Genomic DNA, 25,325 nt, shown 5'->3' with positions numbered 1-25,325 from the left:
CCCGCAAAATGAGCCATTCGCCGTTATAAGCTGTTTGCACTTCTGCGCCTGCCCTGAAAATTGATGGTGTCGTAAAAAGTCACGAAGCCCTTCGACCCTTCGACCGGCTCAGGACAGGCGTGCTCAGGGCGAACGGTGTAAGTAATTGATATTCCGTTCGTGTGGTTCGGCAAGCTCACCATGCTCGGAAGCTTGTCGAACCATGAACGGAATCCTGAAAACGACTTTTTACGACTTCATCAAAATTGTTGGGGTGACAATTCGGAACACCTGCTTTATAATCATGAGCTGTTATCAGTTTGACCAAGAAGGGAGGAATAAGGATGTTCAAGGATCTGGTATACCGGAACCGAAGTTATCGCCGTTTTTATGAAGGGGAGACCGTTTCCATGCAGGCCTTGCGAAAACTGGTCGACCTGGCGCGTCACAGCGCTGCGGCGGCCAATCTGCAACCCCTGAAATATCTTCTTTCCTGCGAGCCGGAACAAAACGCCCGGATCTTCCCCCATCTTGCCTGGGCCGGTTATCTCAAAGAGTGGAAAGGACCGGCGCCGGGGGAACGACCGGCGGCCTATATCGTCATCCTGGGGGATACGAATATCGTCAAGGACTTCGGATGTGATCACGGGATTGCAGCCCAGACGATTCTCCTCGGAGCCGTGGAAAAGGGGTTGGGCGGCTGCATGATCGGCTCGATCCGGCGGGAGAAACTGCGGGCATCCCTGGAAATTCCGGATCGCTACAAAATTCTTCTGGTCCTGGCCATCGGCAGGCCGAAGGAAAAAGTGGTCATCGAGGAGGTCGGGGCTGATGGGAATATCCGCTACTGGCGGGATGAGACGGACGTACACCATGTGCCGAAACGTCCCCTCGATCAGATTATTCTTTAAATTTTCTTAAAAAAATTGCTTGACACCCTTTTTTATTTCGAGTATCTTAACTTGACTAAACAGATAGGGATAATAAGCTACTAAGAGGGCCTGGACCATTGAAACTTTCAACACGGGGACGATACGGCACACGATTCATGCTCGATCTTGCACTTCATTTCGGAGAAGGCCCGATCCTCCTTCGAGAGGTTTCGAAACGGCAGGAAATCTCCGTGAAGTATCTGGAGCAGTTGGTCACTCCCTTGCGGGTCGGCGGTCTGGTCAAGAGTACCCGGGGGCCGCACGGCGGTTATCACCTGGCAAGGTCACCCGCTGAAATTGATCTCTACACGATTATCACCGTGCTGGAAGGCGCCTTCAGCTTGACGGAGTGTGTGGCAGACCGCTCTTTCTGCCAACGGTCGGACCGGTGTGTGACCCGTGATATCTGGGGCGAAGTCAATGAGAAGATCGTGAATCATCTGAAATCAATCACTCTGGAAGATGTTGCGGAGCGAGAAAAAAAGCGGGAGAGTCTTTCCCGGGATATGTATCAGATCTAAATGAAAGGGACAGGGAAATGGGTTATGTACAGGGTTTGAAATGCAGGGAATGCGGAAGAGAATACCCCAAGGATCCGATCAATATCTGTGAGTTCTGTTTCGGGCCGCTGGAAGTGGTCTATCAATATGATGAGATTGCCGACGTCTTGTCACGTGAAAAGATCATGGCCCGGCCGCCGGACATGTGGCGTTATCTGGAACTGCTCCCCCTGGATGAAGCACCGACCGTAGGAGAGAACGTCGGTTATACGCCTCTCGTCCGGGCGGAAAACCTGGCGCACAAACTCGGCGTCTCGGAACTCTATATCAAGAATGACGCTGTCAGTTTCCCAACGCTCTCCTTCAAGGACCGGGTGGTCGCCGTGGCGGTCTCGAAAGCAAAGGAGTTCGGCTTCGACACGATTGCCTGCGCATCGACGGGGAATCTGGCCAATGCCGTGGCGGCCTGTGCTTCGTCCGCCGGTCTGAAGAGCTACGTCTTCATCCCGGCCGACCTGGAGCAGGGAAAGATTATGGGAACGCAGGTCTTCGGGACGAACCTCGTGGGGGTCGAAGGGAACTATGACGATGTAAACCGGCTCTGTACCGAAGTGGCCGACCAACACCGGTGGGCATTCGTCAACATCAATCTTCGTCCCTTCTATGCGGAAGGATCCAAAACCTTCGGATACGAAATCGCAGAGCAATTAGGGTGGCGGCTTCCGCAGAATGTGGTGGTGCCGATGGCCGGAGGTTCGCTGATCACCAAGCTGAAGAAATCCTTTCAGGAGATGGCGAAGATCGGTCTGGTGGAGGAGAGCCCCACGAAGATGTTCGGAGCCCAGGCGACCGGCTGCTCCCCGATTGTAACGGCCGTGAAGAAAGGGACGGAGCTTTTCAAACCGGTCAAACCGGACACCATCGCCAAATCGCTGGCCATCGGAAATCCTGCGGACGGGTTCTACGCCATCCGGACCATGACCGATTCGGGAGGGTGGGGAGAAGAGGTCACCGACGATGAGATCATCGAAGCGATCAAACTGCTGGCGGAGACGGAAGGGATCTTCACGGAAACCGCCGGCGGGGTCACCCTGGGGGCGGCGAAAAAACTCATTGAACAGGGAAAGATCCCCCGCGACGAATCGATCGTGGTTTCCATTACAGGAAATGGCCTGAAAACTCAGGAAGCCCTCGTCGGCCGGTTGCATCCCCACCCGGTGATCGATTCCAGGCTCGACTCCTTTGAAGCCCTTTTGCTGGAAAATCAGTCCCGGTTATGATAAAACATCTAAAAAACTGAAACATGGGAGGTCAATAATGTCCGTAACAATCAGAATTCCAACGCCGCTTCGATCACTGACCGATGGCGCATCGGAGGTGACCGCTGAAGGGGAAACGGTTCGGGAAATCATTTCGAACATGGAGAAGCAATATTCCGGCATTCAGGAACGAATCTGCGATGAGAATGAGAAATTGCGAAGATTCGTGAACGTCTATCTCAATGACGAGGATATCCGGTTTCTGAACGATCTGGAAACAAAGATCAAGGACGGGGACGCTCTTTCCATCGTTCCCGCCATTGCAGGAGGTTGAGGATGAAACGTAAAGTTTATCTGACCTTTCCCCCCAAACTGATCCGGGAGCCGCTGATCTATCATGTGGGTCACAAGTTCAATGTGGTGACCAACATTCGTTGTGCCAGTGTGACCGACGAGATCGGGGTTGTCGGGCTGGAATTGGAAGGGGAACCGGAAGAGATCGGCCGGGCCATGGAATACCTGAAGTCACAGGACGTGCGGGTCGAACCGGTCGTAATGGATGTGATCGAATAGCGGTGGAGGACGGGGAGCAATGATATGGCGAAGAAAATGATCAGTCTGACCTTTTCCGACGAGTTGATTCAGGAACCGGTCATCTATCGGATCGGTCACGAATTCAAGGTGGTGACCAGCATCTTTCAGGCGGCGGTAACGGAACAGGAAGGATGGGTCCTCCTGGAACTGGAGGGTGAGGAAAAGGAGATCGAGCGCGCAGTCTCGTTTTTACGAACGATGCACGTGAACGTGGAGGAACGCAACTGAAAATGTTTGACTTTTCGGAAGACGAAATCAAGCGCTACAGCCGGCATATTCTTCTCCCGGAGGTCGGGGGAGCAGGCCAGAAAAAGATCCGTGATGCCCGTGTGTTGATGATCGGAGGCGGAGGTCTCGGGGCGCCGGTAGGTTACTATCTCGCCGCCGCAGGCGTGGGAAAGATCGGGATTGTCGACGGCGACCACGTGGAGTTGAGCAACCTGCAACGGCAGGTGGTACACAGCATGACGGACCTGGGGAAGAACAAGGCACTCTCCGCCAAAGAAACCCTGGAAGCGCTGAATCCGGCCGTGGAGGTAACGACCTATCAGGAGCGGGTGACCTCAAAGAATATTCTGGAGATCCTTCAGGGCTATGACATTGTTGTCGACGGGAGCGACAATTTTCCGACCCGCTATCTTGTCAATGACGCCTGTGTCCTGACCGGCAAGCCCCTCTCCTACGGAGCGGTCTTCCGTTTTACCGGTCAGGTCATGACCATTCTCCCCGGAGAGGGTCCCTGTTATCGCTGTCTCTTCCGGGAGCCGCCCCCGCCGGGGATGACGGCCTCCTGTGAAGAAGCGGGGGTTCTCGGGGTTCTCCCCGGCGTGATCGGTCTGCTTCAGGCGACGGAAGTTCTGAAGCTGATCCTGAAGACGGGAAAACTTCTGCAGGGCCGGATGCTGAATTACGAGGCGCTGGAAATGGAGTTCCGGACCATCAAGGTGCGGAAAGATCCCGGCTGCCCCGTCTGCGGGGAGCATCCGACCATTACGGAATTGATCGATTATGAAGAATTCTGCCGGGTAAACTTCTGACGGCTTTCCGTCCCCTTGCGAGGTGATCCATTCTTGACCGCACTCCTGATTTCCCCCTCTCTTCTTCAACGCATCCATCGGCAGGCCGTCCGGGAATATCCTCAGGAATGTTGCGGAATTCTCGTCGGCCGGTTGGGGAAAGAGAAACGGGTTGAAAAAAATTTTCCGACAAAGAACCGCGAACACCTTCGGGGATGTGACCGTTATGCGATCGACGGAAGAGACTTCCTGCGGGTAGACCGGGAGGCCCGAAAGGCCGGTCGGGAGATCCTCGGCTTTTATCACTCTCATCCCGATGGGCCTTCCCTCCCCTCCTCCGTGGATCTTCACCGTGCATGGAACGAATATTCCTATCTGATTGTTTCAGTCATCGAGGGGAAAGACCCATCGTCAAGGTCCTGGGTTTTGGAGCCGCAGGAGAGATCCTTCCGGGAAGAGCGATTGAGGATCATCCCCCGGAAACAATTCCGGGAAGGGAGTTATGCATAATGGGCAAGTCCGCTGCGATCGGTCTTCTGCTGACCTCCAGCCCGGAAAGTGAAAATCGCCGGACCGTGATGAAGATCTCGGAAGCGGCCCTCCGGCAGGGGCACCGGGTCCGGATCTTTCTGATGTACGACGGGGTCTACCATATTCTCCGGGACGATTTCATGGAACTTGCGGACCGGGGGGTGGAGATTATTCTCTGTGCCTACGATGCCGACCAAAGAAAAGTGCCCCGCCGGGAGGGGGTCCTCTTCGGCAGTCAGTATGATCTGTCGGAAATGGTCGCGAAGGGCGATGCGTTCCTCTCCTTTCACTGAGGCAAATATTCATGAAAGAGCTCGTCATACTTCTACGGAAACCGCCCCTGGAACGAATGTTTATCTCGGAAATGCTCCGCATGTCCCTGGGGATGACGCTTTCCGGGAATAGGGTCAAGATCGTGCTGGCCGAAGAAGGGGTCTTTCTCCTGCAGGCCCCGGCACCGGAGAGGATCGGTTTGTCCGAAATTCACCGCCATGTGCGGACTCTCCGGGAATTAGGGTGTCCCTTTCTGGCGGAGAAGGAGTCAATGGCGGAGCGGAGCATCGTCGAGACCGTCTTCCCCGTAACCCGGGAGAATCGTCGTACCCTCGGCAAGATCCTTGCCGGGAGCGATCTTGTAATCGGCTGTTGAGGGAGTGGGTATGCCGAAAAAAATCCTCCATGTTCTCAAAAGCCGGCAGGATCCTTATGCCGTTGAAATCCTGGAGGAACAGGCGGCCGGAGCCGAGGTTTCCGTACTCCTCCTCCATGATGCCGTGCTGACTCCGGTGGAAGGGATCGAGAAGGTCTATGCCTGCCGGGACGACGTCGAGGCGAGAGGAAAGTCGATCACAGGCGAACTCGTAGACTATGATGCCATTGTTTCCCTTCTTCTGGAGGCGGATGCCGTAATCTGCTGGTGACGCTCCGGCGGGGGGGATCAATCACCTCTCATGGATTCCGGCAGGGAACGGGAAATGATATTATGAGGAGAAAACTTCATGAACGATCCATACAAGATCGACAGGGAACTGGACATCAAAGGAGAAGTCTGTCCCTACACCTTCGTCAAGACGAAACTGGCGTTGGAGACCCTCTCGGCCGGCGAGATACTGAGAATCATCGTGGACCATCAGCCCGCCACGGAAAACGTGCCCCGCAGTCTCAGGGGGGAGGGACACGAGGTGCTGGAAGTCAGCGCCGTCAACGAAACGGACTGGCAAATAATTGCAAAGAAAAAGTGACGCTTCATCTGTATGAACCGGCGGCTTCTTATATGACAGAACGGAAGAATCCTCCCCGCCGGGTGCCGGAAAGGAGAGATGATGACAGAGCATACCAGACCACCGCTGAAACATCGGGGGATCTACAACAACATCACCGAGCTGATCGGGGACACTCCTTTGGTGCGCCTGAATCATGTTATTGAACCGAAGAAGGATCGGATCGCCTGCGCGAAACTGGAATTTTTCAACCCCGTGGGATCGATCAAGGACCGGACCGCTTTCGGCATGATTACCGGCGCCATTGAAGATGGTGATTTGAAGCCGGAGACCACCTGTGTCGAACCGACATCGGGAAACACGGGGGTGGCCCTCAGCGTTTTTCTGAACCTTTTAGGATACAAGAAGCCGGTGATCACCTCGGGGGAGCAGATCCCCGCCGGCAAGAAGGCGCTGCTGACCCTGACGACCTCCTCGATGGATTTAAGCCCCGATGACGCCTGCCCCCGTTTCCCCGGAGAAGGAGCCATTGCCGCCGCCTTCGGTTACAAGAACCTGCCCGATCATATGGTTCCCTATCAGTATGGAAATCGTCATAATCCGGAGATCCATTTTCAAACGACGGGACCGGAGATCTGGGCGCAGACGGCCGGAAAGATCACCCACTTCATCAGCGGCGTCGGCACCGGGGGCACCATCACCGGGGTGGGCCGATACCTGAAGGAAAAGAACCCGGAGATCAGGATCATCTCCGTGGAACCGAGTGAGCAGAGCCACGAGTTTTACGGTCTGCGCAACACGGAATACACGATGAAGCCGGAGATCTATGATGAATCGATCATCGATGAAAAAATCCTCGTCGACTCCGACGATGCCTATCGCACCCTGGTGGAAATGATATGCCGGGAAGGGATTGTCGCAGGGCCTTCCTCCGGGATGACCGTCTACGGAATGAAAGTTCTGGAAGAGCGGGGCGAAAAAGGACTCTGGGTCGCCATCGTTGCCGACGAATTTTTCCGCTATACCAACGAGATCCTCAGGAAACTCCGCAAGTTTCTCCCTCCAACTCCCTGAAATAATAGCTTGACAGATTTCAAGGATGCCATTTAACATATTATTAGTAATAGATTTTCTTCTTTTCTGCATGATATCAGAGGATGTACCGGCAAGCAGAGCCCTGGGCCGGGATTGCTTTGACCTTTACCCTTTCCGGAGAATCTGTCCATGTACAAAGATTACTGGGGCCTCATCGAATACCCCTTCGAAAACCTTCCCAATCCCGGGTACCTCTACAAGTCGCCGCTTCACGAAGAGGCTCTGACCCGTCTGATCTACGCGATTGAAAGCCGCAAAGGTGCGGCAATGCTGACGGGAGAGATCGGCTGCGGGAAGACCACCATCAGCCGGCTTCTTGTCCAACGGCTGGTGAAACGGAACTATCAGATTGCTCTGATTGAAAACCCCTGCCTGGAATCGGAAGATTTTCTCCGGGAAATTCTCTACCAGTTCGGGATGGAGACAACGAACGAATCCAGGCGGGAGATGATTCATCGGTTGAATGATCATCTCTATCAGAACCTCAACGAGGGAAAAAACTCCGTCATCATTGTTGATGAAGCCCAGTTGATCAACAGTGAACACACCTTCGAAGAATTGCGGCTGCTGCTGAATTTTCAGCTCAATGACCGTTTTCTGCTGACGCTGATTCTCATCGGCCAGCCGGAACTGAAAGAGAAGATCGAACATATTACTCAACTCAATCAACGGATCGCCATTCGTTATCACCTCCAGGCTCTCGATGTGAAGGAGATGGTCAAATTCATCTTTTTCCGTCTCAAGAAAGCAGGAGCAAGACGGAACATGTTCACGAACGATGCCCTCCGTAAGATCTATGATTTCAGTTGCGGGATTCCCCGGAAGATCAACAATATCTGTGACTTAAGCCTCCTGATCGGATGCGGAGAGAGTGTCAATTTCATCAATAGTGCAATCGTGGAAAAATCCGCCCACGGTTCTTTATAAGGGAGTTTTGTTATGGTACGAATCACGGATATTCTGAAAGAGTCCGATGCAACAAAATCGGCTCCCTCCTCTTCTCCCACCGATCCGGCTGCAACTCCGAAAATGGAACAGCCGGAACCTCCGAAAAGGGATCTAAAACTGAGCGAGATCCTCTCCGTCGATGAACTCCTCAAGGAGAGTGAAGAGCAGGGGATCGGGAATGTGATGCCCCAGGAGGCGCTTCGCCGACGATCGTCCATCCTCCGGGAACGTGTGGAAACCAAGCGTTCCGAAGGGGAGTGGATCTACGGAGATGTGGAAAAGATCTACGATGAATCCAAGGAACAGGTGCAGATCGCCATGGATCGCGGCAAGGCAGGGGAATCCTTCTCGGCGGAACGGATTGCCGAATGTACCGTACGGATGGTTCACAGCCTCATGGCGGCGGACCGTCTCTATCTGAAGGCCGTCTATACCCGTCACTCTTCGACCGACCTTGTCTCTCATGCCGTCAATGTGGCCATTTTCTCCCTCAAAATCGGAATGGGACTCGACTACAACGAAAACCAGCTCATCCGTCTCGGCACGGTGGCGTTACTCCATGACATCGGGATGGCCAAGCTCGATCTGGAACTGATCAACAAGGAAGACGTCCTGAGCAAGGAAGAATATGAGGAGATGAAACGTCATCCGGAATACAGCTACGAGATGCTCTCCCGGCTCGGACCTACCTATACCTGGATCGCCGCGGTCGTCCGGCAGGAACATGAACGGATCAACGGAAAAGGCTATCCCCGCGGGCTGACCGGTGAGGAGATTCACGAGTACGCTCAGATCATCGGTCTTGTCGATTACTACGAGGCCCTGACCCATACTCGTCCACAACGGCGCCGTTTTCTCCCCTATGATGCCGTCAAGATCATCGTAGAGAGCGAAAAGGGGGTTTTTGCTCCTCGTCTGATCAAAACCCTGCTCAAAAAGATTTCCGTTTTCCCTCTGGAAGGGTTTGTGAAACTGAATACCAATGAAGTCGGCAAGGTAATCGAAACCAGTGAAGACCGGCCTCTCCGACCCACGGTGGAGATCCTCTATGATGCAGAGGGGCACAGCCTCAAGGTACCCAAAGTCGTCCGTTTGAAGGATACTCCCCTGATCTATATCATCCGGTCCGTTTACGAAGAGGATATCCTCGGTGAGAAGAATGGGTGGAACATGAAAGCCGGTGCCAGCCATCACAAAACACCGAAGACTTGATCATGTCCTCCATTATCGAGGTTTCAAAACTCACCAAGGTTTTCCGTCCTGCAACGGGGATTGCCCACTGGCTTTCCACCTCTCCTATTCAACATGAAATCCGGGTCTTCGAAGGGCTGGATCTGGACATTCGCCGGGGGGAGATTTTTGTATTGTTAGGACCGAACGGCGGCGGAAAGACAACCCTGCTCAAGGTTCTGGCAACCCTTCTCCGGCCCGATGAAGGAACGGTACGAATTGCAGGACACGATGTTGTGACTGAAGAAAACAAAGTCAGGGAAAAGATCGGCTGGGTCCACTCCGATGAACGAAGTTTCTGCTGGCGCCTCAGCGGCCGGGAAAACCTCCGCTTCTTCGGGCGTTTGTGGAATCTGACCGGCAAGGCCCTGGAACGTCGGATCGGAGAACTGACGAATCTGTTGGAGATGGAGGATTTTCTGGATCATCGTTTTGATGCATATTCAACAGGCATGCGGCAACGTCTTGCCGTGGCGCGTGGACTTCTCGGGGGGGCAAAAATCCTCCTGCTGGACGAACCGACGCGGGGCCTCGACCCGGAGGCCGCACGAACCCTTCTGCAATCTCTCCGTTTCCTGACGGAGCGTTCCGGGGCCACCATTTTGATGGTCACGCACCGCATCGGCGAAGTGGAAACGGTTTGTGACCGGATCGGCATCCTGCGCCGGGGAGGGATTGAGGAGATCGAACCCCACGAGCGCACGGGATCGGGCCTGGGAAATATCTATACACGGATCACCCGGAAGGAGGCCGTCTGAATGACCGCCCTCTCTCTTCCCCTGATCTATAAACCGCTCTCCTTCCTCCGTCGGGATTTCATGGAGGCAGCAAGTTACCGTCTTTCCTTTCTGTGGCAGGTCTTCGGCGTTCTCTTTTCCGTAGTCATGTTCTATTTTATCTCCCGCCTCTTCGGCACATCCGCTTCGCCTTATCTGGCCGCCTACGGCGGTAAGTATTTCCCCTTTGTCCTGATCGGGATCGCCTTTACGCGGTACCTGAACGTGGCGCTGAGCACCTTTGCCGATACCGTCCGGGACGGACAGGAAACGGGAACCGTAGAAGTAATGCTGATCACCCCGACCCGGTATCTGGCCGTCCTCGTCTATTCCAGTCTCTGGGATTATTTCTATGTCACCTATGAGGTTGCACTCTATCTGCTGACCGGCATCTTCGGCTTCGGACTCCAGGTCGGCTCGGCCGATCTGCTCTCTACGCTGGTTGTTCTCGTCCTGACCATTTGTGCCTTCTCCGCCTTCGGCATTCTCTCGGCCGCCTTTGTCCTTGTCTTCAAGCGGGGAGATCCAATCTCCTTCCTCTTCGGAACCCTGTCAACCCTCCTGGGAGGAGTCTATTATCCGGTCACCATCCTTCCGGAATGGGTACAGAAATGTTCGAACCTGCTCCCCCTGACCTATGCCCTCCGCGCCATGCGTCATGCCATTCTTCTGGGAACACCTGTATCCCGGCTCGGGATCGATCTCTGGGCGCTGGCGGGCTTCGCCCTGTTCGGCATCCCCGTAAGCCTTTTCCTCTTCCAGCGTGCCCTCAACCGGGCCAGAAAGGAAGGAACGCTTCTTCAGTTCTGATAATCATGTACTTTAAGGGGTCTTATTGTTTTTTTTGTATGACTGATTATGCGGTCCTATGGAAAAAAAGAGGGCGCGAAATGAACACACAAGACAATTTCCAGAGAATCCGAATCTTGTAAGTGATTGATTTAATTGGTGGAGGTGATCGGGATCGAACCGACGACCTCAGCGTTGCGAACGCTGCGCTCTCCCAACTGAGCTACACCCCCACGGAATTGCAGAAATCCGGAATTGGGAATCTATGAATAATAAATGGAAACGAAAGATTAGTCAAAACTTTTTTGCTTCCATCTCCTTGAGGATTTCCTGCACGGTCCTGGCGGGATCGGGCGCGGCTGTGATCGGCCTGCCGATCACCAGATAATCTGCACCACTCCGAAGCGCATCGCCCGGCGTTGCAACACGGCTCTGGTCGTCTATGGAGGCCCCGGCGGGGCGTATGCCGGGGGTGACAATCCGAAAATCGGGACCGCAGGTCTTCCGGATCAATTTGACTTCACGGGCCGAAGAGACGACACCGTCCAGACCGCATTCTTCGGCCAGTCGGGCCAAGTGTGTGACCTGTTCGGGAACCGGCTTCGCGACCCCCAGGTCGTCCCGCAGGGTTTCTTTACAGATGCTGGTCAGAAGGGTCACGCCGATGATGTAGGGGCGTGACAGTCCTTCCCTTTCGCAAACCTCTCCGACCATTTCCACACACCGCTTCATCATGGTCCCACCGCCGGAAACGTGGACGTTGAACATGAAGACCCCGAGGCGGGCCGCTTCGATTCCGGACTTTGCGACAGTCGTCGGGATGTCGTGAAACTTAAGATCGAGGAAGACCCGTCCTCCCGCATCGTGGATCTTCCGGACAATCTCCGGTCCGCATTTTGTAAAGAGCTGGCTTCCGACTTTGAAGGTCGTAAGTAACTCGGAAAGCCTCTCTACCATCATCAGGGCTGCCTCTTCCGTCTCGTAATCCAGGGCGACGATCAGGCGGTCACTCACCGGCAACTTCTTCTCAGGCCGCGTCTTGCGCATCATCAACTTCCTCGGTTCTCATCAACATTGAGAAAAAGGAGCCAAGGGCGCGAGTGGGCAAACCACCCCCCCGGGCCCCGGAACCCTTTTTTACTCTTCCAAAAATTGCATTTCGCGCAAGGCCGTCAGAATTTCCTTTTCCTGTTGATGCCCCAGGTTGTTCCGGACGGCAAAGAGCTGAAAATAGAGGAGTTCGTTCAACCCTCGGATGAGGATGGACTCCCGTTCCTCCGGAAGATATTCCGCGATGTTGGCCAGGAGGGGACGGGCGTCGAGCGATCCGTCCGGTTCCAGGGAAACCGTGTCAAAAAGGATCTCCTGACCGTGATCAACCCCCCGGAAGAAGGCCCCGAGGATAACGTGGACCCGGTCCCCTACGGCCATCCGGAGAAATTCCGTAATGAGCCGGAAAATCATATTACACTGCTCGATCCGTGCCGTCAATGTTGCCGAGTCTTCAATCTCCACAGCCTCCACGTAGGGACCTCGGACTTTGGCGGAGCGAATCACCCCCCCCGCTATGAGACGAAAAAGTATCTCCTTTGTATCCTCCACAGACAAAGGACTTTGTTCACAGACCTTCCGGACCGTCATTCCGGATTCTATCCGGGAGAGGAGGGTCTTTTCCTCGTCGGTGAGTTCGATCCCCCCGAATTCATTCCCTTCTCCCGAGAGACAGTAGACGACCTGGCTGTCATCGGGATGGTGGACTTGGTTGATCCCCTGCCGGGCGACCTTCCGCATTCCCTCCAGGATCAGGTTCGGGACACCGACCGCCAGTTTGATCTTTTCTTCCGTCGGGAGGCTCCCTTCCAAAAATTCAAAATAGCCCATCTCCCAGGTAAAAAGACTATGCACGATCCCCTCTACCTGCCGGCAGACCGCCTTCCAGAGGGCCTCCGGTGGGATCACTCCCATCTCAACGAGTACCCTCCCCTGCCGTTTGCCCGCTTCGATTCGCGCAGCGGATTGCCGGTATTGCTCCCCGGAGATCGTTCCCTCCTGCAACAGGATGTCCCCCAACCGTTCTTCGGGCAGTGTGGAGGCGGCAAAGACGATCTCTCCGTTCTCGAAGTAAACCTTCTTTGTAACGTTCTTTCCCTTCAGGATCAGGACCCCGGTCTTTTTGGACATTGCGAGAAAAAGAAGAATCTCCGAAAGATGCATACTCTCGAGGTTCCCCTGAAAGGTCATCTTCTTTTCAAACCCCTTCAGGTTCGTCAGGAACCAGTTCTCCACTGCTTCGAGGAATTCTTCCTGATCCTTAAGATCTCTCTCCCCTTTCGCCCTCCAGGTCGCGGATTCGTCAACCTTGCGGAGATGGACCACGCCGGCTTCCCTGTAAATAAGGAATCGATCACCGATTTTCAACTGCATTTCATCAAGGATATGTTCCGGAATCTCAATCCCGCGGTCACGGTTCAGGGAAACAATCCGACTGGTCATATACACCCTCCCGGTGGGGAACCGATACAACAGATTATTTCGTTAGAGACTCAAAAAATCTTCGTCCCCCGTGCTATAAAATCGAGGTTACGGAGGCACGGGCCAGATCAAGGCAGAAACCGGGGAAAATACCGATGGCAAGAATACCGACAACGGCGATCAGGAGAATCGCCGAAAGAGCGGTAGAAACATTCAATACCGGTTCACCATTCGGTTCCGCCATATACATCCGCATGATTACCCGCAGATAATAGTAGGCGGAGACGGCGGAATTGAGGACCCCGATGACGGCCAGCCAGACATAGCCGCTCTTCACCGCCGCCATGAAGATGTAGAACTTTCCTGCGAATCCGGCCGTCGGGGGGATCCCCGCGAGGGAGAACATGAAGACCATCATGACAAAGGCCGAGGCCCGGCTGACCTTCGACAAACCTGCAAAATCATCGATCTGATCCCCGATCCCCCCGACCCGGTTCAGGAGGATCACCACACCGAAGGCCCCGATATTCATAAAGGCATAGATCATGAGATAAAACATCATGCTCGAGATCCCCATCTCTCCGCCCGCAACAAAACCGATCATGAGGTACCCGGCATGGGCGATGCTGGAATAAGCGAGCATCCGCTTGATATTGGTCTGCCGCAACGCGATGAGATTTCCCGTAACCATCGTGGCAATGGAGAGACAGATAAAAAGGGTCGTCCATTCGATTCTCAGACTCCCAAAGGCGGTGGAAAAAACCCGGATCAGGACCGCAAAGGCCGCCGCCTTCGGCCCGACCGACATGAAGGCCGTCACCGACGTGGGAGACCCTTCATAGACATCGGGGGTCCAAAAATGGAAGGGGGCGGCGGCAATCTTGAAGGCGAACCCCGCTCCCATCATGACCACGGCCAGGAGCAAAAGCCCCGTGAATTGCGAACCTTCGATCTTCCCGGCAATCACCGAAAGATCGAGACTTCCTGTCAGTCCGTAGGTCATCATGATCCCGTAGAGAAAAATCCCCGATGAAAAAGAGCCCAGGAGAAAATACTTCACCGACGCCTCGTTCGATTTGGGATGGTCTTTGAAGAAGCCTGCAAGGATATAGAGGGAGATCGCCATCAGCTCCAGGCCCACGTAGATCACCAGCAGGTTCGTTCCGGAGGCCATGACCATCTGCCCGAGGATCGCGAGGAGGATGATGGAATAGTATTCCCCGAGGGAGAAGCCTTCCAGGTCGAGATACCGTACAGAGATCCCGATCACCATCAGACCGGCCAGGCAGAAGATGATCTTGAAAAACTGGGCATAGGCATCCACGGAGAAGCCGGAAATATCCGCCGCAAGGGGATGTTGCAGGAGGTTGTAACTGGACAGGCCGGCGGCGGCGAGCCCCACCGCTCCCAGAAAAGCCAGCTTTCCCTTCTTCCCGCGCGGCTGAATAATATCGATCACCAGCACCAGAAGCGAGGTCACCACCACAATGATCTCCGGGGTGATCGCATGCAGGTTGGGAATCGGCGGCAATATCAAGGTCATCCTCTTCTCCCGTTCAAAGATATCATGGCAACATCGCCACAGAATAGGCCGAAAGCGGTGCGATCAAGTGCGTTACCGAAGCATTGAGGAGATTCAGAAAGGGCGCCGGATAGAAACCGATCCAGAAGACCAGGATCAGAAGCGGCGCCAGCGTCACCACCTCCCGGAGGCTGAGATCGGCCAGTCCCTGGTTCGACTTGTGTACCATCGGGTTGAAGATCACCCGTTGATAGAGCCAGAGCATGTATCCCGCACCGAGGATAATCCCGAAGGCGCCGACCACGGCGGCGATCCGGTAATGGGAGGCAAAGGCGCCGATCAGAATCAGGAATTCCCCGATGAAACCGTTCGTTCCGGGCATCCCGATGGAGGCCAGGGTAAAGATCAGAAAGAGCGCTGCATAGAGCGGCATGACCTTTGCGATCCCGCCGAAGTCGGCAATCATCCGGGTATGGCGCCGTTCGTAGAGCATCCCGACGATCAGGAAAAGAGCGCCCGTAACAACACCGTGATTGAACATCTGGAGGATCCCGCCGGAGACCCCCTGGAGATTATAAGCAAAGATGCCGAGCATGACATACCCCATGTGGGAGACCGAGGAGTAGGCCACGAGCTTCTTCATGTCCTTCTGCATCATCGCCACCAGCGCCCCGTAAATAATGGCCACCGCAGCGAGGGCCATCATGATCGTCACCGTCTCCGGCCGCAGGACGATCCGGGGGCAGAGGGGGATGGCAAGACGGAGGAACCCGTAGATCCCCATTTTCAACAAAACCCCTGCCAGGATCACGGAACCGGCCGTTGGCGCCTCCACGTGGGCATCGGGAAGCCACGTATGAAAGGGGAACATGGGCACCTTGAAAGCAAACCCCATAAAAAAGGCCCAGAAGACCCAGAACTGAAACTTCGGGCTGAACCCTCCGGCCGCCGACGTCAGGGTCGCAAGATCGAAGGTCGGATGAGCCCCGCTATGGACGTAGAGGGCCAGGATCGCCACCATCATCAGGACCGATCCGGCCAGGGTATAAAGAAAGAACTTGATCGCAGCATAATGCCTGCGGGGGCCGCCCCAGATCCCGATGAGAAAGAACATGGGAATCAGTTCCAGTTCCCAGAAGATATAAAAAAGGAAGAGATCGGTCGAGACAAAAACCCCCAGCATGGCCGTTTCCAGAACCAGCAGGGCAATCATGTACTCTTTTACCCGTTCCCGAACCGCCGTCCACGACGAGAGAATCGCAATCATGGACAGAAGAGTGGTCAGGGCGACCATCAAAAGGCTGATACCGTCGACACCGACGGAATAATGAACGCCCCAGGCCGGGATCCAGGGGACCGATTCCGTGAACTGCATCCGGAAGGACCCCCGGTCGAAACGGAGAAGCGGATAGAGAGAGAGGGCAAAGGTGATCAGGGAGGCGGTGAAGGAGACCTTGCGGACCGCCTCATCCCTGCCCCTCGGTGTCAACAGAAGCAGGACCACACCGGCCAGGGGGAAAAAGGTAATGTAACTTAAGATATGTTCCGTCATCGCTCCCGCCTGTCAGATCAGAAGATAGAATCCGAGAATCACCACGATCCCCAACACCATGAAGAGGGCATAATTTTCGACATGCCCCGTCTGCAGCCGCCGGATCCGTTCCCCGCAGAAATGAACCAGGGCGGCCGTGCCGTTGACGATCCCGTCGATCAGCCCGGCATCGATGATCTCCCAGAGAAAGGTGCCGAAACGTTTGCAGGGATTGACAAGGAGGGCATCATAAATCTCGTCGCAATACCATTTATTCAGAACCGCCCGGTAGAGACCGCCCAAGGCGGAAGCCACCCTCCCCGGAAGTGCGGGATTCGCGATATACATCCACCAGGCAAGAAGGATCCCGGCCGAGGCAATCAGGACCGACACGCCGGCCATGAGCTGTTCGAGACCGGCCGCCGAGGCATGGACGATCCCCCCGGCGGCACCGTGACCAAAGACGGGCCCCAGAAAATGATGGATCCGGTTTGCTCCGCCCCAGACCTCGGGTACCCCGGCAAAACCGGCGATCGCTGAAAAGAGGGCCAGGACGACCAGTGGGACGACCATGTTCCAGGGAGATTCATGGAGATGCCGGGCTGGCTCCGGTTCCACCCGGGACTCGCCGTGGAAGGTCAGAAAGATCAGCCGGAACATATAGAAGGCGGTCAGGAGCGCCGCCGAAGCACCCAGGACATAGAGAATCATTCCATAGGTCGTGCCGTAAGAGAAGGCCTTCCAGAGGATCTCGTCCTTGCTGAAAAAACCGGCGAAGGGAGGAATGCCGGAGATGGCCAGGGTCGCCACGATAAAGGTCCAGTAGGTCCAGGGGATTTTCTTTCGGAGCGCTCCCATCTTCCGCATATCCTGCTCGCCCGACATGGCATGGATCACCGCGCCGGAACCGAGGAAGAGGAGGGCCTTGAAGAAGGCATGGGTCAGCAGGTGGAAGATCGCCGCCGTCCAGGCCCCGATGCCCAGCGCCAGGAACATGTATCCGAGCTGGCTCACCGTCGAATAGGCAAGAACCCGCTTGATATCGTTCTGCGCCAGGGCGATCGTCGCCGCGAAGAAGGCCGTAAAACCTCCGACGATCCCGACCACCATGAGGGCCGTCTTCGACTCGGCGAAGAGCGGGTTTGCACGGGCCACCATGTAGACCCCGGCCGTGACCATGGTCGCTGCATGGATCAGGGCGGAGACCGGCGTCGGTCCCTCCATCGCGTCCGGAAGCCATACATGGAGCGGGAACTGTGCCGATTTTCCCATGGCCCCGACAAAGAGGAGGAGACAGATCACCGTCACAAGGCTTGCCTGAATCGTCGTCACCCCAAGAGGGATCGCCAGGGTCCGGCCGAGGATGCCGGGGACCCCGGCAAAAACGGTATGGTAGTCGAGGCTCCCGAAGGTGACGAAGATGAGCATCACCCCCAGACCGAAACCGAAGTCCCCGACCCGGTTGACGACAAAGGCTTTCTTGCCGGCATCCGCGGCCGACTTCTTTTCATACCAGAAACCGATCAGGAGATAGGAGCAGAGTCCCACCGCCTCCCACCCTAAATAGAGCAGCAGGAAGTTGTTCGCCAGGACCAGAACGAGCATGGAGAAGGTAAAGAGCGAGAGGTAGGCGAAGAAGCGGGCGACCCCGCGGTCGCCGTGCATGTAGCCTACGGAATAGATATGGATCAGGGAGGCGACAAAGGTCACCATGGCAATCATGGCGGCGGACAACGGGTCGATATTGAGACCGATGGAGACCCGGAAATTCCCCGCCCCGATCCATTCATAGACGGTCCCATAGAAACGGCTCCCGGCAAGGACCTGGCCGAGGGTGACCAGGGAGAGGACGCAGGAGAGGACCACCGCCCCGATGGAGACGTAAGCGGCCCGGGTCTTCAAAATCCTGCCGAAGAGGCCGTTGATCACAAAGGCCAGCAAAGGCAGGCCGGGGATCAGAATATGGATCCAAGTCGGTGTCTGTACCAAGAAGGTTCTCCTTATTAAAAAAGGAAAAGGTCAGGTCTCATCAGACCTTTTCCTTTTTTAAGACGGCACGATAAAAAGCTCCGTATGCAAGGCGCGAAGGTTTTGAGGAATGCGGCGTACATTCGTTGTACGCCGCAATGAACTCAAAACCTGATAAACGCCGCAGACGGACTTTTTGCAAAGCCGTCAATGTTTCATCAGGCAAAACTCATCCGCATTCAACGTCTCTCGATTCCGGTAAAGCGTCAGGATAATCGCCAGTCCCACGGCCGCCTCGGCCGCCGCAACGGTCATGACAAACAGAACGAAGACCTGACCGGAAAGATTATGGTAATAGCGAGCAAACGATACAAAACAGATATTGACACCGTTCATCATCAGTTCAATGCACATGAACATGAGAAAGACATTGCGGCGAATCAGAAACCCCGCCATGCCGATGAAGAAAAGGAGCGAACCCAGAAGGATGTAATGTTCCAGCGTAATCGTCATTATTTATTCTCCGTCGTATCTACGTTCTTTCGACCGGCAATCAACACCGCTCCCACGAGCGCCACCAGCAGGATCAGGGAGGCGACCTCGAAGGGAAAGAGATACTGCGTATAAAGGACCTGGCCCAATGCCTCGGGGTTGCTCAATGTCGATGCCCGGACCACGGCCTCCGGCGGTTTTTTCAAGAGGGTCTCCCGGATCAGGACCGTCACGACACCGGCACAGAGGAGCCCGGCGCTGACCAGGGCAAAGGGGAGATGTCCGAAGAGCTGCTCCCGCAGGGTACGCTCCGTCTTGATGCTCACCAGCATGATGACAAAGAGATAAAGAACCAGAATCGCCCCGGCATAGACGATCATCTGGATCGCCGCCAGAAATTCCGCATCGAGGAGGATATAGAGACCGGCCACATGGAAGAACATGAGGAGCATATAGAGGACGGAATGGACCACATGCTTCCGGGTGACCATCATCACCGCCGAGGCCAGGATCATGAAAAAGAGATAATAGAAGAATATGGTTCCGAACATGGAGTGTCCTTACAGTTTGACTTCATCCCGGAAGAGCGGACGTTTTTTCCCGACCTCGATGAGCCGGTCCATCTTCCAGCGGTATTGTTCCCGATTATCGTAATCGGCCAACTCGTAGAGCCGGGTCAGGATGATGGCATCCTTGGGGCATGCCTCCTCGCAGAATCCGCAGTAGATACACCGGAAGGCGTCGACCTCATAGCCGGTGACGACCTTCTCATGGTCCTTTCCCTCCTCGGTGTAAACACGGATCGCCTTGGCGGGACAAACCCCGGCGCAGATCCCGCACCCGACGCACTTGAGCGAGCCGTCCTCCTTGAGCAGGAACCCGTGGTGCCCCTTGAAATTGGGAAAGGACGGCCGTTTTTCTTCCGGATATTGCCGGGTAACCAGTACATGTTTCGGCGTCACAATGCTCCTGACCCAGACACCCCCGGTCAGGGCGAGCCCCTTGATCAGATCAACGAGCGTGACGGTTCGGATAAATTTTTTAAATGAACCGGACAATTGAAATGTTCCTTTTTATACCCGATCTACCTCAGAAGCGCAAGGACGATCCCCGTTCCCAGGATATTTGCAAAGGCCAGCGGAATGAGTACCTTCCACCCCAGCCGCATCAGTTGATCATAGCGAAAGCGGGGGAAGGTCGCCCGCACCCAGAAAAAGCAGAAAAGAAGAAATGAAATCTTGCCGAAAAACCAGAAGATCCCCGGCACACGCTGCAGCACGTGCATCACCTCGAAGGCCTGGAAGGGCGGGTTCCATCCGCCCAGGAACATGACCGTGGCCATGGAGGAGACGAGGACCATGTTGGCATACTCGGCGATGAAGAAGAAGGCAAAGCGCATGCCGCTGTATTCCACATGGAACCCCGCCACCAGTTCCGTCTCCGCCTCGGGCAGATCAAAGGGGGCCCGGTTCGTCTCGGCGAGCATGGCCACGAAATAGATGAAGAATCCGAGGATCTGCGGAAGAAGGAACCAGTGCTGCGCCTGGGCCTTCGTGATCCCCACCATGCTCAGGGTCCCCGCCATCATCAGGGGGCCGACGAGGGCCAGACCGATGGCAAGTTCATAACTGATGACCTGCGCCGCCGACCGCAACGCCCCCAGGAGGGCATACTTACTGTTCGACGACCAGCCGGCCAGAATAATCCCGTAGGTCCCCACCGAAGAGATCGCCAGCACATAGAGAACCGCAATATTGATATCGGTAATATAGAACCACTTGTCAAAAGGAATCACGGAAAAGGCGATCATCGCCGGAACCAACGAGAGGATCGGCGCCAGGATAAAGATCTGCTTGTCCGCACCGGAAGGAACGATGTTTTCCTTCAGGAGGAGTTTGACTCCGTCGGCGATCCCCTGCAGGATTCCGTGGGGACCGACCCGCATGGGGCCGAGACGAACCTGCATGTGACCGATCACCTTCCGTTCCACCCAGGTCAGGATCGGGACCATCAGCAGGGTACAGGCAAAGACAATCACAATCTGTAATACACTGTGTGCCCAGAGGAATTTTATCATATTTACGAACTGTACCGCCATCGTCAGATCTTCCTTATCTTGACGCGTACAAAGCGCGCCATCGGCGTCCGGGAGACCGGATCGAGTGCATGAGAAAGGAGGCTCTTCGGGTTGGCATCCGAGAATCCTTCGGGCATCTGCAGAGTCCCGGCGGGAATCTCATGGGAAAGCCGGACACCCACCTGGATTTCACCCTGTTTCGAGCTGAGCATCACCTTGTCCCCTTCGCCGATTTTCAGAAGACTTGCATCCTGTTCATTCATCAGCAAATGGGCCTTTTCCTGCGCCTTCTTCAGCCCCGCCGCCCGGTTCGACAGGGTCCCGTTGCGGTAGAGGGATGAGGTCAACATCAAAAGAGAAGGATAGTCCGGGTCCTCCCCCGCTCCCCACTGCATTTCCGTCCCGGGCAGAGGGATCTCCGGTCCGCCGGTCTGCAGCATTCTCCTGGTCCCGTTCATCGGGACAAGAGAGTCGATCTCCTCCCGGACCTCGGCAATATTCTTCAAGGCAAAGCCCTTCCCCATCTTGCGGGAAAGTTCCACCAGGATTCTCGCATCCGCACGGACCCCTTCTGCCACCGGGACCAGAGAGGGAAAGAATTGTACCCGCCCTTCGAGGTTGGTAAAGCTCCCGGACTTTTCCGCAAAGGCGGCCGCCGGCAAGACCACATCCGCCATGGAAGCCGTCCGGGTGAGAAAGAGATCCTGGACCACCAGAAAATCGAGCGATCCCAGGGCCTCCTCCACGAACTTCGTATCAGGGAAATCAACCAGAGGATTCTCCCCCATAATATAGAGAGCGGAAAGCTTTCTCTCCCTGGCCGCCTGGAGCATCTCGTAGGCTGAATAGCCCGGCCGATCGGGGATACGGTCCCCCCAGACCTTTTCGAATCTCGCCTTCTCGCTCAGCGGGGCCAGTCCGGGAAGGCGGTCGGGCAGGACCCCCATCTCACAGCTTCCCCGCTCATTGTTTTTGTCCAGGGCAAAAAGATATGAGATGCCTCTTACAGCGGCCAGCCGCAACAGAAGCGAGACCGCCGCCGCGCCGAAGGGAGCCTGGCTCACTCCCCGTCCCGCGAGGATGACCGTCTTTTCCGCATCCTCACCGAGAAAGGTCGCGATCTCATCCAGTACCTTTGATGTCAGACCGGTCCGTGCTGAAACGTCGGACCCGGAAAATCCGGACAGGGCCGGTTCTTCCAACCCGGATCGAGCCAGGGCCAGAATCAGGGGAACTTCCGCTCCGGGCAGGATCGGTAAATGACGGTTTGCAAGGCGGGTCGTGAGGGTCACCCTGGAATCGGCAATCCAGAGTGTGCCGCCCCGGTTCTGCATCGCCTTGACGGCCAGTCCCAGGATCGGATTCGTCTCGAGGGGATCGGCGCCGATCACCAGGACCCGGCGGGCCTTCCGGACCTCCTCAAAGGTCGCCTCCCGGGCTTGCTCCTTCGTCCCGAGCCATCCCGCAAGAACCGCTGCATAATTCAGCCGGGCGCTGCTATCGATATGGTTACTTCCAATGACCGTCCGGAGGAAACGCTGGAAGAGATAGTTCGCTTCATCGGTGGAGCGAACGGAACCGAGTCCCCCGATCACTTCCGGACCTTTCTCCTTGATAATCTTTTCAAAACGCGTGGCAACGTAGAGCAGGGTCTCGTCCCACCCGGCCTCGACGAACTTTCCTTCCTTGCGAATCAGGGGACGGGTCAGCCGTTCCGGGTCATGGACGAACCCCCAGCCGAAACGACCCCGGGCGCAGAGGCTTCCATTGTTGACGCCCGTATCGACCCCGGGACGGACCCGAACCAGTTTTTCCTCCCGCATGTTCAGACTGACCGTACAGCCGCAACCACAGTAGGGGCAGATGGAATCCCCCTTCTCCATCTGGAAGGGACGACCACCGTAAGTGAAGAGACGATCGAGGTTGGCCCCCACGGGACAGACATCAATGCAATGGCCGCAGAACTGACACTCCCCGCCGCCGGGGACCTCACGCATCTCCGTCATCCGTCCCCGTTTGGTTGCGACCACGGCATGGGCACCCTGGATCTCACTACAGACCCGGATACACCGTTCACAGTGGACACAACGCTCGAGGTTGCGCTCAATCAGCGGGTTGTCATAGACCGTCCCCCGCTTGTGCGGCGGGAAATCGTAGCGGTGTTCAATATCGGCAAAGAGGTAGGTCAGATCCTGGAGATCACACTCCGTCGCCTTGTCGCAATAAAAACAATCGAGGGGATGCTGCGCCAACTGAAACTCGAGCATCGCCTTGCGGGCCTGATGAATCTCCCCGGAACGGGTCACAATCTCCATCCCGTCCCTGGCCGGCGTCGTGCAGGCCGTCTGGAGCTTCGGCACCCCCTTGAGAGCCACCAGGCACATGCGGCACCCCCCAAGAGGGGAGAGCTTCTCCAGGTAGCAGAAACGGGGGATGAAGACCCCCACCCGGTCCGCCGCCTGGATCACCGTCAAACCCGGTTCGGTTTCGTATTCCTGATCATCGAATGTAATCTTGATCGTCGACAAAGCTCTTCCCGATTCCTAATTCCCAATTCTTGATTTCCGCTTTACGGGACATCCCTTCAACCGAAGATGCTCCCGGTACTCTTCCTCAAAATATTTCAACGTTCCCCGCACCGGGCCTAAGGCCCCTTCGCCTAAGGGACAGAAGGTTTTCCCTGAGATGTTGTCACAGATCTCCCGGAGGAGGTCGATGTCTTTCTCCTTCCCCTCCCCCGCCTCGATCCGCTGAAGGAGTTTCAGGAGCCAGTCCGTCCCCTCCCGGCAGGGGGTACATTTTCCGCACGATTCATGCACAAAGAAACGCATCAGCCGTTCCGCGACCTTAACCATGCAGGTCGTCTCATCCATCACCATCAGGGCCGAGGAACCGAGCATGCTCCCTGCCGCCGCCACGGAATCGTAGTCCATCTTCACATCGAGGTGTTGCGGGGTCAGGCAGGAGGCGGAAGCACCGCCGGGGATGAAGGCCTTCAGTTCCTTTCCGCCCCGGATGCCGCCGCCGTGCTCATAGATCACCTCCCGGAAGGTCACCCCCATGGGGAGTTCGTAATAACCAGGGCGGTTGACATGACCGGAAAGAGAAACGATCCGTGTGCCGGGACACTTCTCCGAACCGATCGAGGCGAACCATTTCCCCCCTTTGCGGAGGATATGGGAAACGTTGGACAAGGTCTCAACATTGTTGACCACCGTCGGTTTCCCGAAGAGCCCCACATTGACGGGAAAGGGCGGCTTGACCCGGGACTGGCCCCGTTTGCCTTCGATCGACTCAATGAGGGCCGTCTCTTCTCCGCAAATATAGGCTCCGGCGCCGCGATGGACACGGATCGTAAAATTAAAATCGGAGCCGAGAATTTTACTTCCCAGGAACCCCTTCGCCCCGGCCTCGGCGATGGCCGTCTCCAGCACCCCCACCAACCGGGGATATTCCGCGCGGAGATAGATATAGCCGAACTCGGCACCAAAGGCGTAGCCGGCGATCGCCATCCCTTCAATCAGTTCATGGGGATCCCCCTCCATGATCTGCCGATCCTTGCAGGTCCCCGGTTCCCCCTCGTCGGCGTTGCAAAGAAGATATTTAGGCCGGTTCGGATCTGCAGCGGCAAACCCCCATTTCATGGCCGCCGGGAACCCGGCCCCGCCCCGACCGCGAAGGTTCGCCCGCTTGACCTCTTCGATGACCTCCTTGGGAGTCATGACAAGGGCCTTTTTGAGCCCCTCATACCCCTCGTGGGCGAGGTAAACCTCGATGGATCGGGAGTTCTTCAGATGAACTCTATTTAATAAAATCTTTTCCATTTTATTTGTATTTTTCCAGAACCTCATCAATCCGGGCCTCGGTCAGGCCTTCGTAAAAATCGTCATTGACCAGCATCACCGGCGCCTGTCCGCAGGCCCCGAGGCATTCTGCATTCTTCAGGGTAAATCGACCATCGTCCGTGGTCTCCCCCATTCGGACATCCAGTTTCCGTTCCAGGTAATCCCGCAACGATTCGGCACCGAGGAGGGTACAGGCCAGGTTGTCACAGAGAAAAATCACATTCCGCCCCAGCGGTTCCTGATGAAACATGGAATAGAAGGTCGCCAGGCTGTAGATATCGGCCCGGGAGATCTCAAGGACACGGGAGACGGCATCCAGAGCCGCATCATTGATACAGCCGAACTCCTTCTGCGCCAGGTAGAGGACCGGCAGCGCCGCCGCCCGCTTCGTCGCATAGCGCGCCAGGATCTCATTGATCCGTAGCAGTGTCTCCTCGGAAAATTTTGCAGGGACCGTACTTTGCATGATCTGTTGTTCCCTTGATTTCGATATTAGATTTTCTCTGCGACCTTTGCGTCTTTGCGGTGAATGCCTTTCGCCTTTGGTTT

At 55.8% G+C, this 25,325-nt stretch carries 29 protein-coding genes and 1 tRNA gene; 17 read left to right on the top strand and 13 right to left on the bottom strand.

All coding sequences use genetic code 11. The features are described 5' to 3' along the window. Positions 1-323: 323 nt before the first annotated feature. The 17 genes from GXP58_09345 to GXP58_09265 all read left to right on the top strand — a co-directional run bounded on the left by GXP58_09345 (position 324) and on the right by GXP58_09265 (position 10,890). Positions 324-890, top strand: coding sequence for a nitroreductase family protein (locus GXP58_09345; protein ID NOY53809.1), 567 nt, complete (start codon positions 324-326; stop codon positions 888-890). A gap of 98 nt (positions 891-988) precedes the next feature. Further along, positions 989-1,432 carry an Rrf2 family transcriptional regulator gene (locus GXP58_09340; GenBank protein ID NOY53808.1) on the top strand — a complete coding sequence of 148 codons (444 nt, stop codon included), beginning with the start codon at positions 989-991 and terminating at the stop codon, positions 1,430-1,432. Between the two features lie 17 nt (positions 1,433-1,449). Continuing rightward, entirely contained in the window at positions 1,450-2,691 is a 1,242-nt protein-coding gene (locus GXP58_09335; protein NOY53807.1) for a threonine synthase, read from the top strand. Between the two features lie 37 nt (positions 2,692-2,728). Then, positions 2,729-3,004 carry a MoaD/ThiS family protein gene (locus GXP58_09330; GenBank protein NOY53806.1) on the top strand — a complete coding sequence of 92 codons (276 nt, stop codon included), beginning with the start codon at positions 2,729-2,731 and terminating at the stop codon, positions 3,002-3,004. A gap of 2 nt (positions 3,005-3,006) precedes the next feature. Next, positions 3,007-3,243, top strand: a complete 237-nt coding sequence (locus tag GXP58_09325; protein ID NOY53805.1) for a FeS-binding protein — start codon at positions 3,007-3,009, stop codon at positions 3,241-3,243. Positions 3,244-3,267: 24 nt separating this feature from the next. Continuing rightward, positions 3,268-3,492, top strand: coding sequence for a FeS-binding protein (locus GXP58_09320; protein NOY53804.1), 225 nt, complete (start codon positions 3,268-3,270; stop codon positions 3,490-3,492). Positions 3,493-3,494: 2 nt separating this feature from the next. Beyond that, positions 3,495-4,301 (top strand): molybdopterin-synthase adenylyltransferase MoeB, encoded by an 807-nt coding sequence (gene moeB / locus GXP58_09315; GenBank protein NOY53803.1) that lies wholly within the window; start codon positions 3,495-3,497, stop codon positions 4,299-4,301. A 33-nt stretch (positions 4,302-4,334) separates the two neighbouring features. Next, a complete protein-coding gene (locus tag GXP58_09310; GenBank protein ID NOY53802.1) occupies positions 4,335-4,790 on the top strand; it encodes a M67 family metallopeptidase in 456 nt (151 codons plus the stop codon). After that, positions 4,790-5,104, top strand: coding sequence for a DsrE family protein (locus tag GXP58_09305; GenBank protein ID NOY53801.1), 315 nt, complete (start codon positions 4,790-4,792; stop codon positions 5,102-5,104). The genes GXP58_09310 and GXP58_09305 overlap by 1 nt, the downstream gene beginning before the upstream one ends. Positions 5,105-5,115: 11 nt before the next feature. Then, on the top strand, positions 5,116-5,460 hold the full coding sequence (locus GXP58_09300) for a DsrE family protein (GenBank protein ID NOY53800.1): 345 nt from the start codon (positions 5,116-5,118) through the stop codon (positions 5,458-5,460). Positions 5,461-5,470: 10 nt separating this feature from the next. Beyond that, positions 5,471-5,731, top strand: a complete 261-nt coding sequence (locus tag GXP58_09295; GenBank protein NOY53799.1) for a hypothetical protein — start codon at positions 5,471-5,473, stop codon at positions 5,729-5,731. Between the two features lie 78 nt (positions 5,732-5,809). Further along, positions 5,810-6,052 carry a sulfurtransferase TusA family protein gene (locus GXP58_09290; GenBank protein NOY53798.1) on the top strand — a complete coding sequence of 81 codons (243 nt, stop codon included), beginning with the start codon at positions 5,810-5,812 and terminating at the stop codon, positions 6,050-6,052. Between the two features lie 78 nt (positions 6,053-6,130). Beyond that, positions 6,131-7,105 carry a PLP-dependent cysteine synthase family protein gene (locus tag GXP58_09285; protein ID NOY53797.1) on the top strand — a complete coding sequence of 325 codons (975 nt, stop codon included), beginning with the start codon at positions 6,131-6,133 and terminating at the stop codon, positions 7,103-7,105. A gap of 150 nt (positions 7,106-7,255) precedes the next feature. Beyond that, positions 7,256-8,053: an AAA family ATPase gene (locus tag GXP58_09280; protein NOY53796.1), complete on the top strand. Its 798-nt coding sequence runs from the start codon at positions 7,256-7,258 to the stop codon at positions 8,051-8,053. A 12-nt stretch (positions 8,054-8,065) separates the two neighbouring features. Then, positions 8,066-9,286, top strand: coding sequence for an HD domain-containing protein (locus GXP58_09275; GenBank protein ID NOY53795.1), 1,221 nt, complete (start codon positions 8,066-8,068; stop codon positions 9,284-9,286). Between the two features lie 2 nt (positions 9,287-9,288). Then, on the top strand, positions 9,289-10,062 hold the full coding sequence (locus GXP58_09270; GenBank protein ID NOY53794.1) for an ABC transporter ATP-binding protein: 774 nt from the start codon (positions 9,289-9,291) through the stop codon (positions 10,060-10,062). After that, positions 10,063-10,890: an ABC transporter permease gene (locus GXP58_09265; protein NOY53793.1), complete on the top strand. Its 828-nt coding sequence runs from the start codon at positions 10,063-10,065 to the stop codon at positions 10,888-10,890. It begins immediately after the preceding gene. 136 nt (positions 10,891-11,026) lie between these two features. On the opposite strand, the gene GXP58_09260 is transcribed toward GXP58_09265, so the two are convergent. The 13 genes from GXP58_09260 to nuoE all read right to left on the bottom strand — a co-directional run bounded on the left by GXP58_09260 (position 11,027) and on the right by nuoE (position 25,242). Beyond that, positions 11,027-11,102, bottom strand: a tRNA-Ala gene (locus GXP58_09260). A 61-nt stretch (positions 11,103-11,163) separates the two neighbouring features. Further along, entirely contained in the window at positions 11,164-11,916 is a 753-nt protein-coding gene (gene pyrF, locus GXP58_09255) for an orotidine-5'-phosphate decarboxylase (protein ID NOY53792.1), read from the bottom strand. A gap of 90 nt (positions 11,917-12,006) precedes the next feature. Further along, positions 12,007-13,362 carry a DUF4388 domain-containing protein gene (locus tag GXP58_09250; protein NOY53791.1) on the bottom strand — a complete coding sequence of 452 codons (1,356 nt, stop codon included), beginning with the start codon at positions 13,360-13,362 and terminating at the stop codon, positions 12,007-12,009. Positions 13,363-13,435: 73 nt separating this feature from the next. Beyond that, a complete protein-coding gene (locus tag GXP58_09245) occupies positions 13,436-14,884 on the bottom strand; it encodes an NADH-quinone oxidoreductase subunit N (GenBank protein NOY53790.1) in 1,449 nt (482 codons plus the stop codon). A 22-nt stretch (positions 14,885-14,906) separates the two neighbouring features. Continuing rightward, positions 14,907-16,415 (bottom strand): NADH-quinone oxidoreductase subunit M, encoded by a 1,509-nt coding sequence (locus tag GXP58_09240; protein NOY53789.1) that lies wholly within the window; start codon positions 16,413-16,415, stop codon positions 14,907-14,909. Between the two features lie 12 nt (positions 16,416-16,427). Further along, positions 16,428-18,362: an NADH-quinone oxidoreductase subunit L gene (gene nuoL, locus GXP58_09235; GenBank protein NOY53788.1), complete on the bottom strand. Its 1,935-nt coding sequence runs from the start codon at positions 18,360-18,362 to the stop codon at positions 16,428-16,430. Positions 18,363-18,569: 207 nt separating this feature from the next. Continuing rightward, the gene (gene nuoK, locus GXP58_09230) at positions 18,570-18,875 is read right to left on the bottom strand and encodes an NADH-quinone oxidoreductase subunit NuoK (protein ID NOY53787.1); all 306 of its coding nucleotides are present in this window, start codon (positions 18,873-18,875) and stop codon (positions 18,570-18,572) included. Then, positions 18,875-19,405, bottom strand: coding sequence for an NADH-quinone oxidoreductase subunit J (locus tag GXP58_09225; protein ID NOY53786.1), 531 nt, complete (start codon positions 19,403-19,405; stop codon positions 18,875-18,877). Before GXP58_09225 ends, nuoK begins: the two co-directional genes overlap by 1 nt. Positions 19,406-19,414: 9 nt before the next feature. Continuing rightward, positions 19,415-19,912, bottom strand: a complete 498-nt coding sequence (locus GXP58_09220; GenBank protein ID NOY53785.1) for an NADH-quinone oxidoreductase subunit I — start codon at positions 19,910-19,912, stop codon at positions 19,415-19,417. A gap of 26 nt (positions 19,913-19,938) precedes the next feature. Further along, positions 19,939-20,931, bottom strand: coding sequence for an NADH-quinone oxidoreductase subunit NuoH (gene nuoH, locus GXP58_09215; protein ID NOY53784.1), 993 nt, complete (start codon positions 20,929-20,931; stop codon positions 19,939-19,941). Positions 20,932-20,954: 23 nt separating this feature from the next. After that, positions 20,955-23,459: a molybdopterin-dependent oxidoreductase gene (locus tag GXP58_09210; protein ID NOY53783.1), complete on the bottom strand. Its 2,505-nt coding sequence runs from the start codon at positions 23,457-23,459 to the stop codon at positions 20,955-20,957. Positions 23,460-23,474: 15 nt separating this feature from the next. Further along, a complete protein-coding gene (nuoF, locus tag GXP58_09205) occupies positions 23,475-24,755 on the bottom strand; it encodes an NADH-quinone oxidoreductase subunit NuoF (GenBank protein NOY53782.1) in 1,281 nt (426 codons plus the stop codon). A gap of 1 nt (position 24,756) precedes the next feature. Then, positions 24,757-25,242, bottom strand: a complete 486-nt coding sequence (nuoE, locus tag GXP58_09200; GenBank protein ID NOY53781.1) for an NADH-quinone oxidoreductase subunit NuoE — start codon at positions 25,240-25,242, stop codon at positions 24,757-24,759. Between the last annotated feature and the right edge of the window lie 83 nt (positions 25,243-25,325).

It is taken from the genome of Deltaproteobacteria bacterium, from assembly GCA_013151235.1.
In the GTDB taxonomy this organism is placed as follows: domain Bacteria; phylum CG2-30-53-67; class CG2-30-53-67; order CG2-30-53-67; family CG2-30-53-67; genus JAADIO01.
This window is presented reverse-complemented; position numbering and strand designations above follow the sequence as displayed.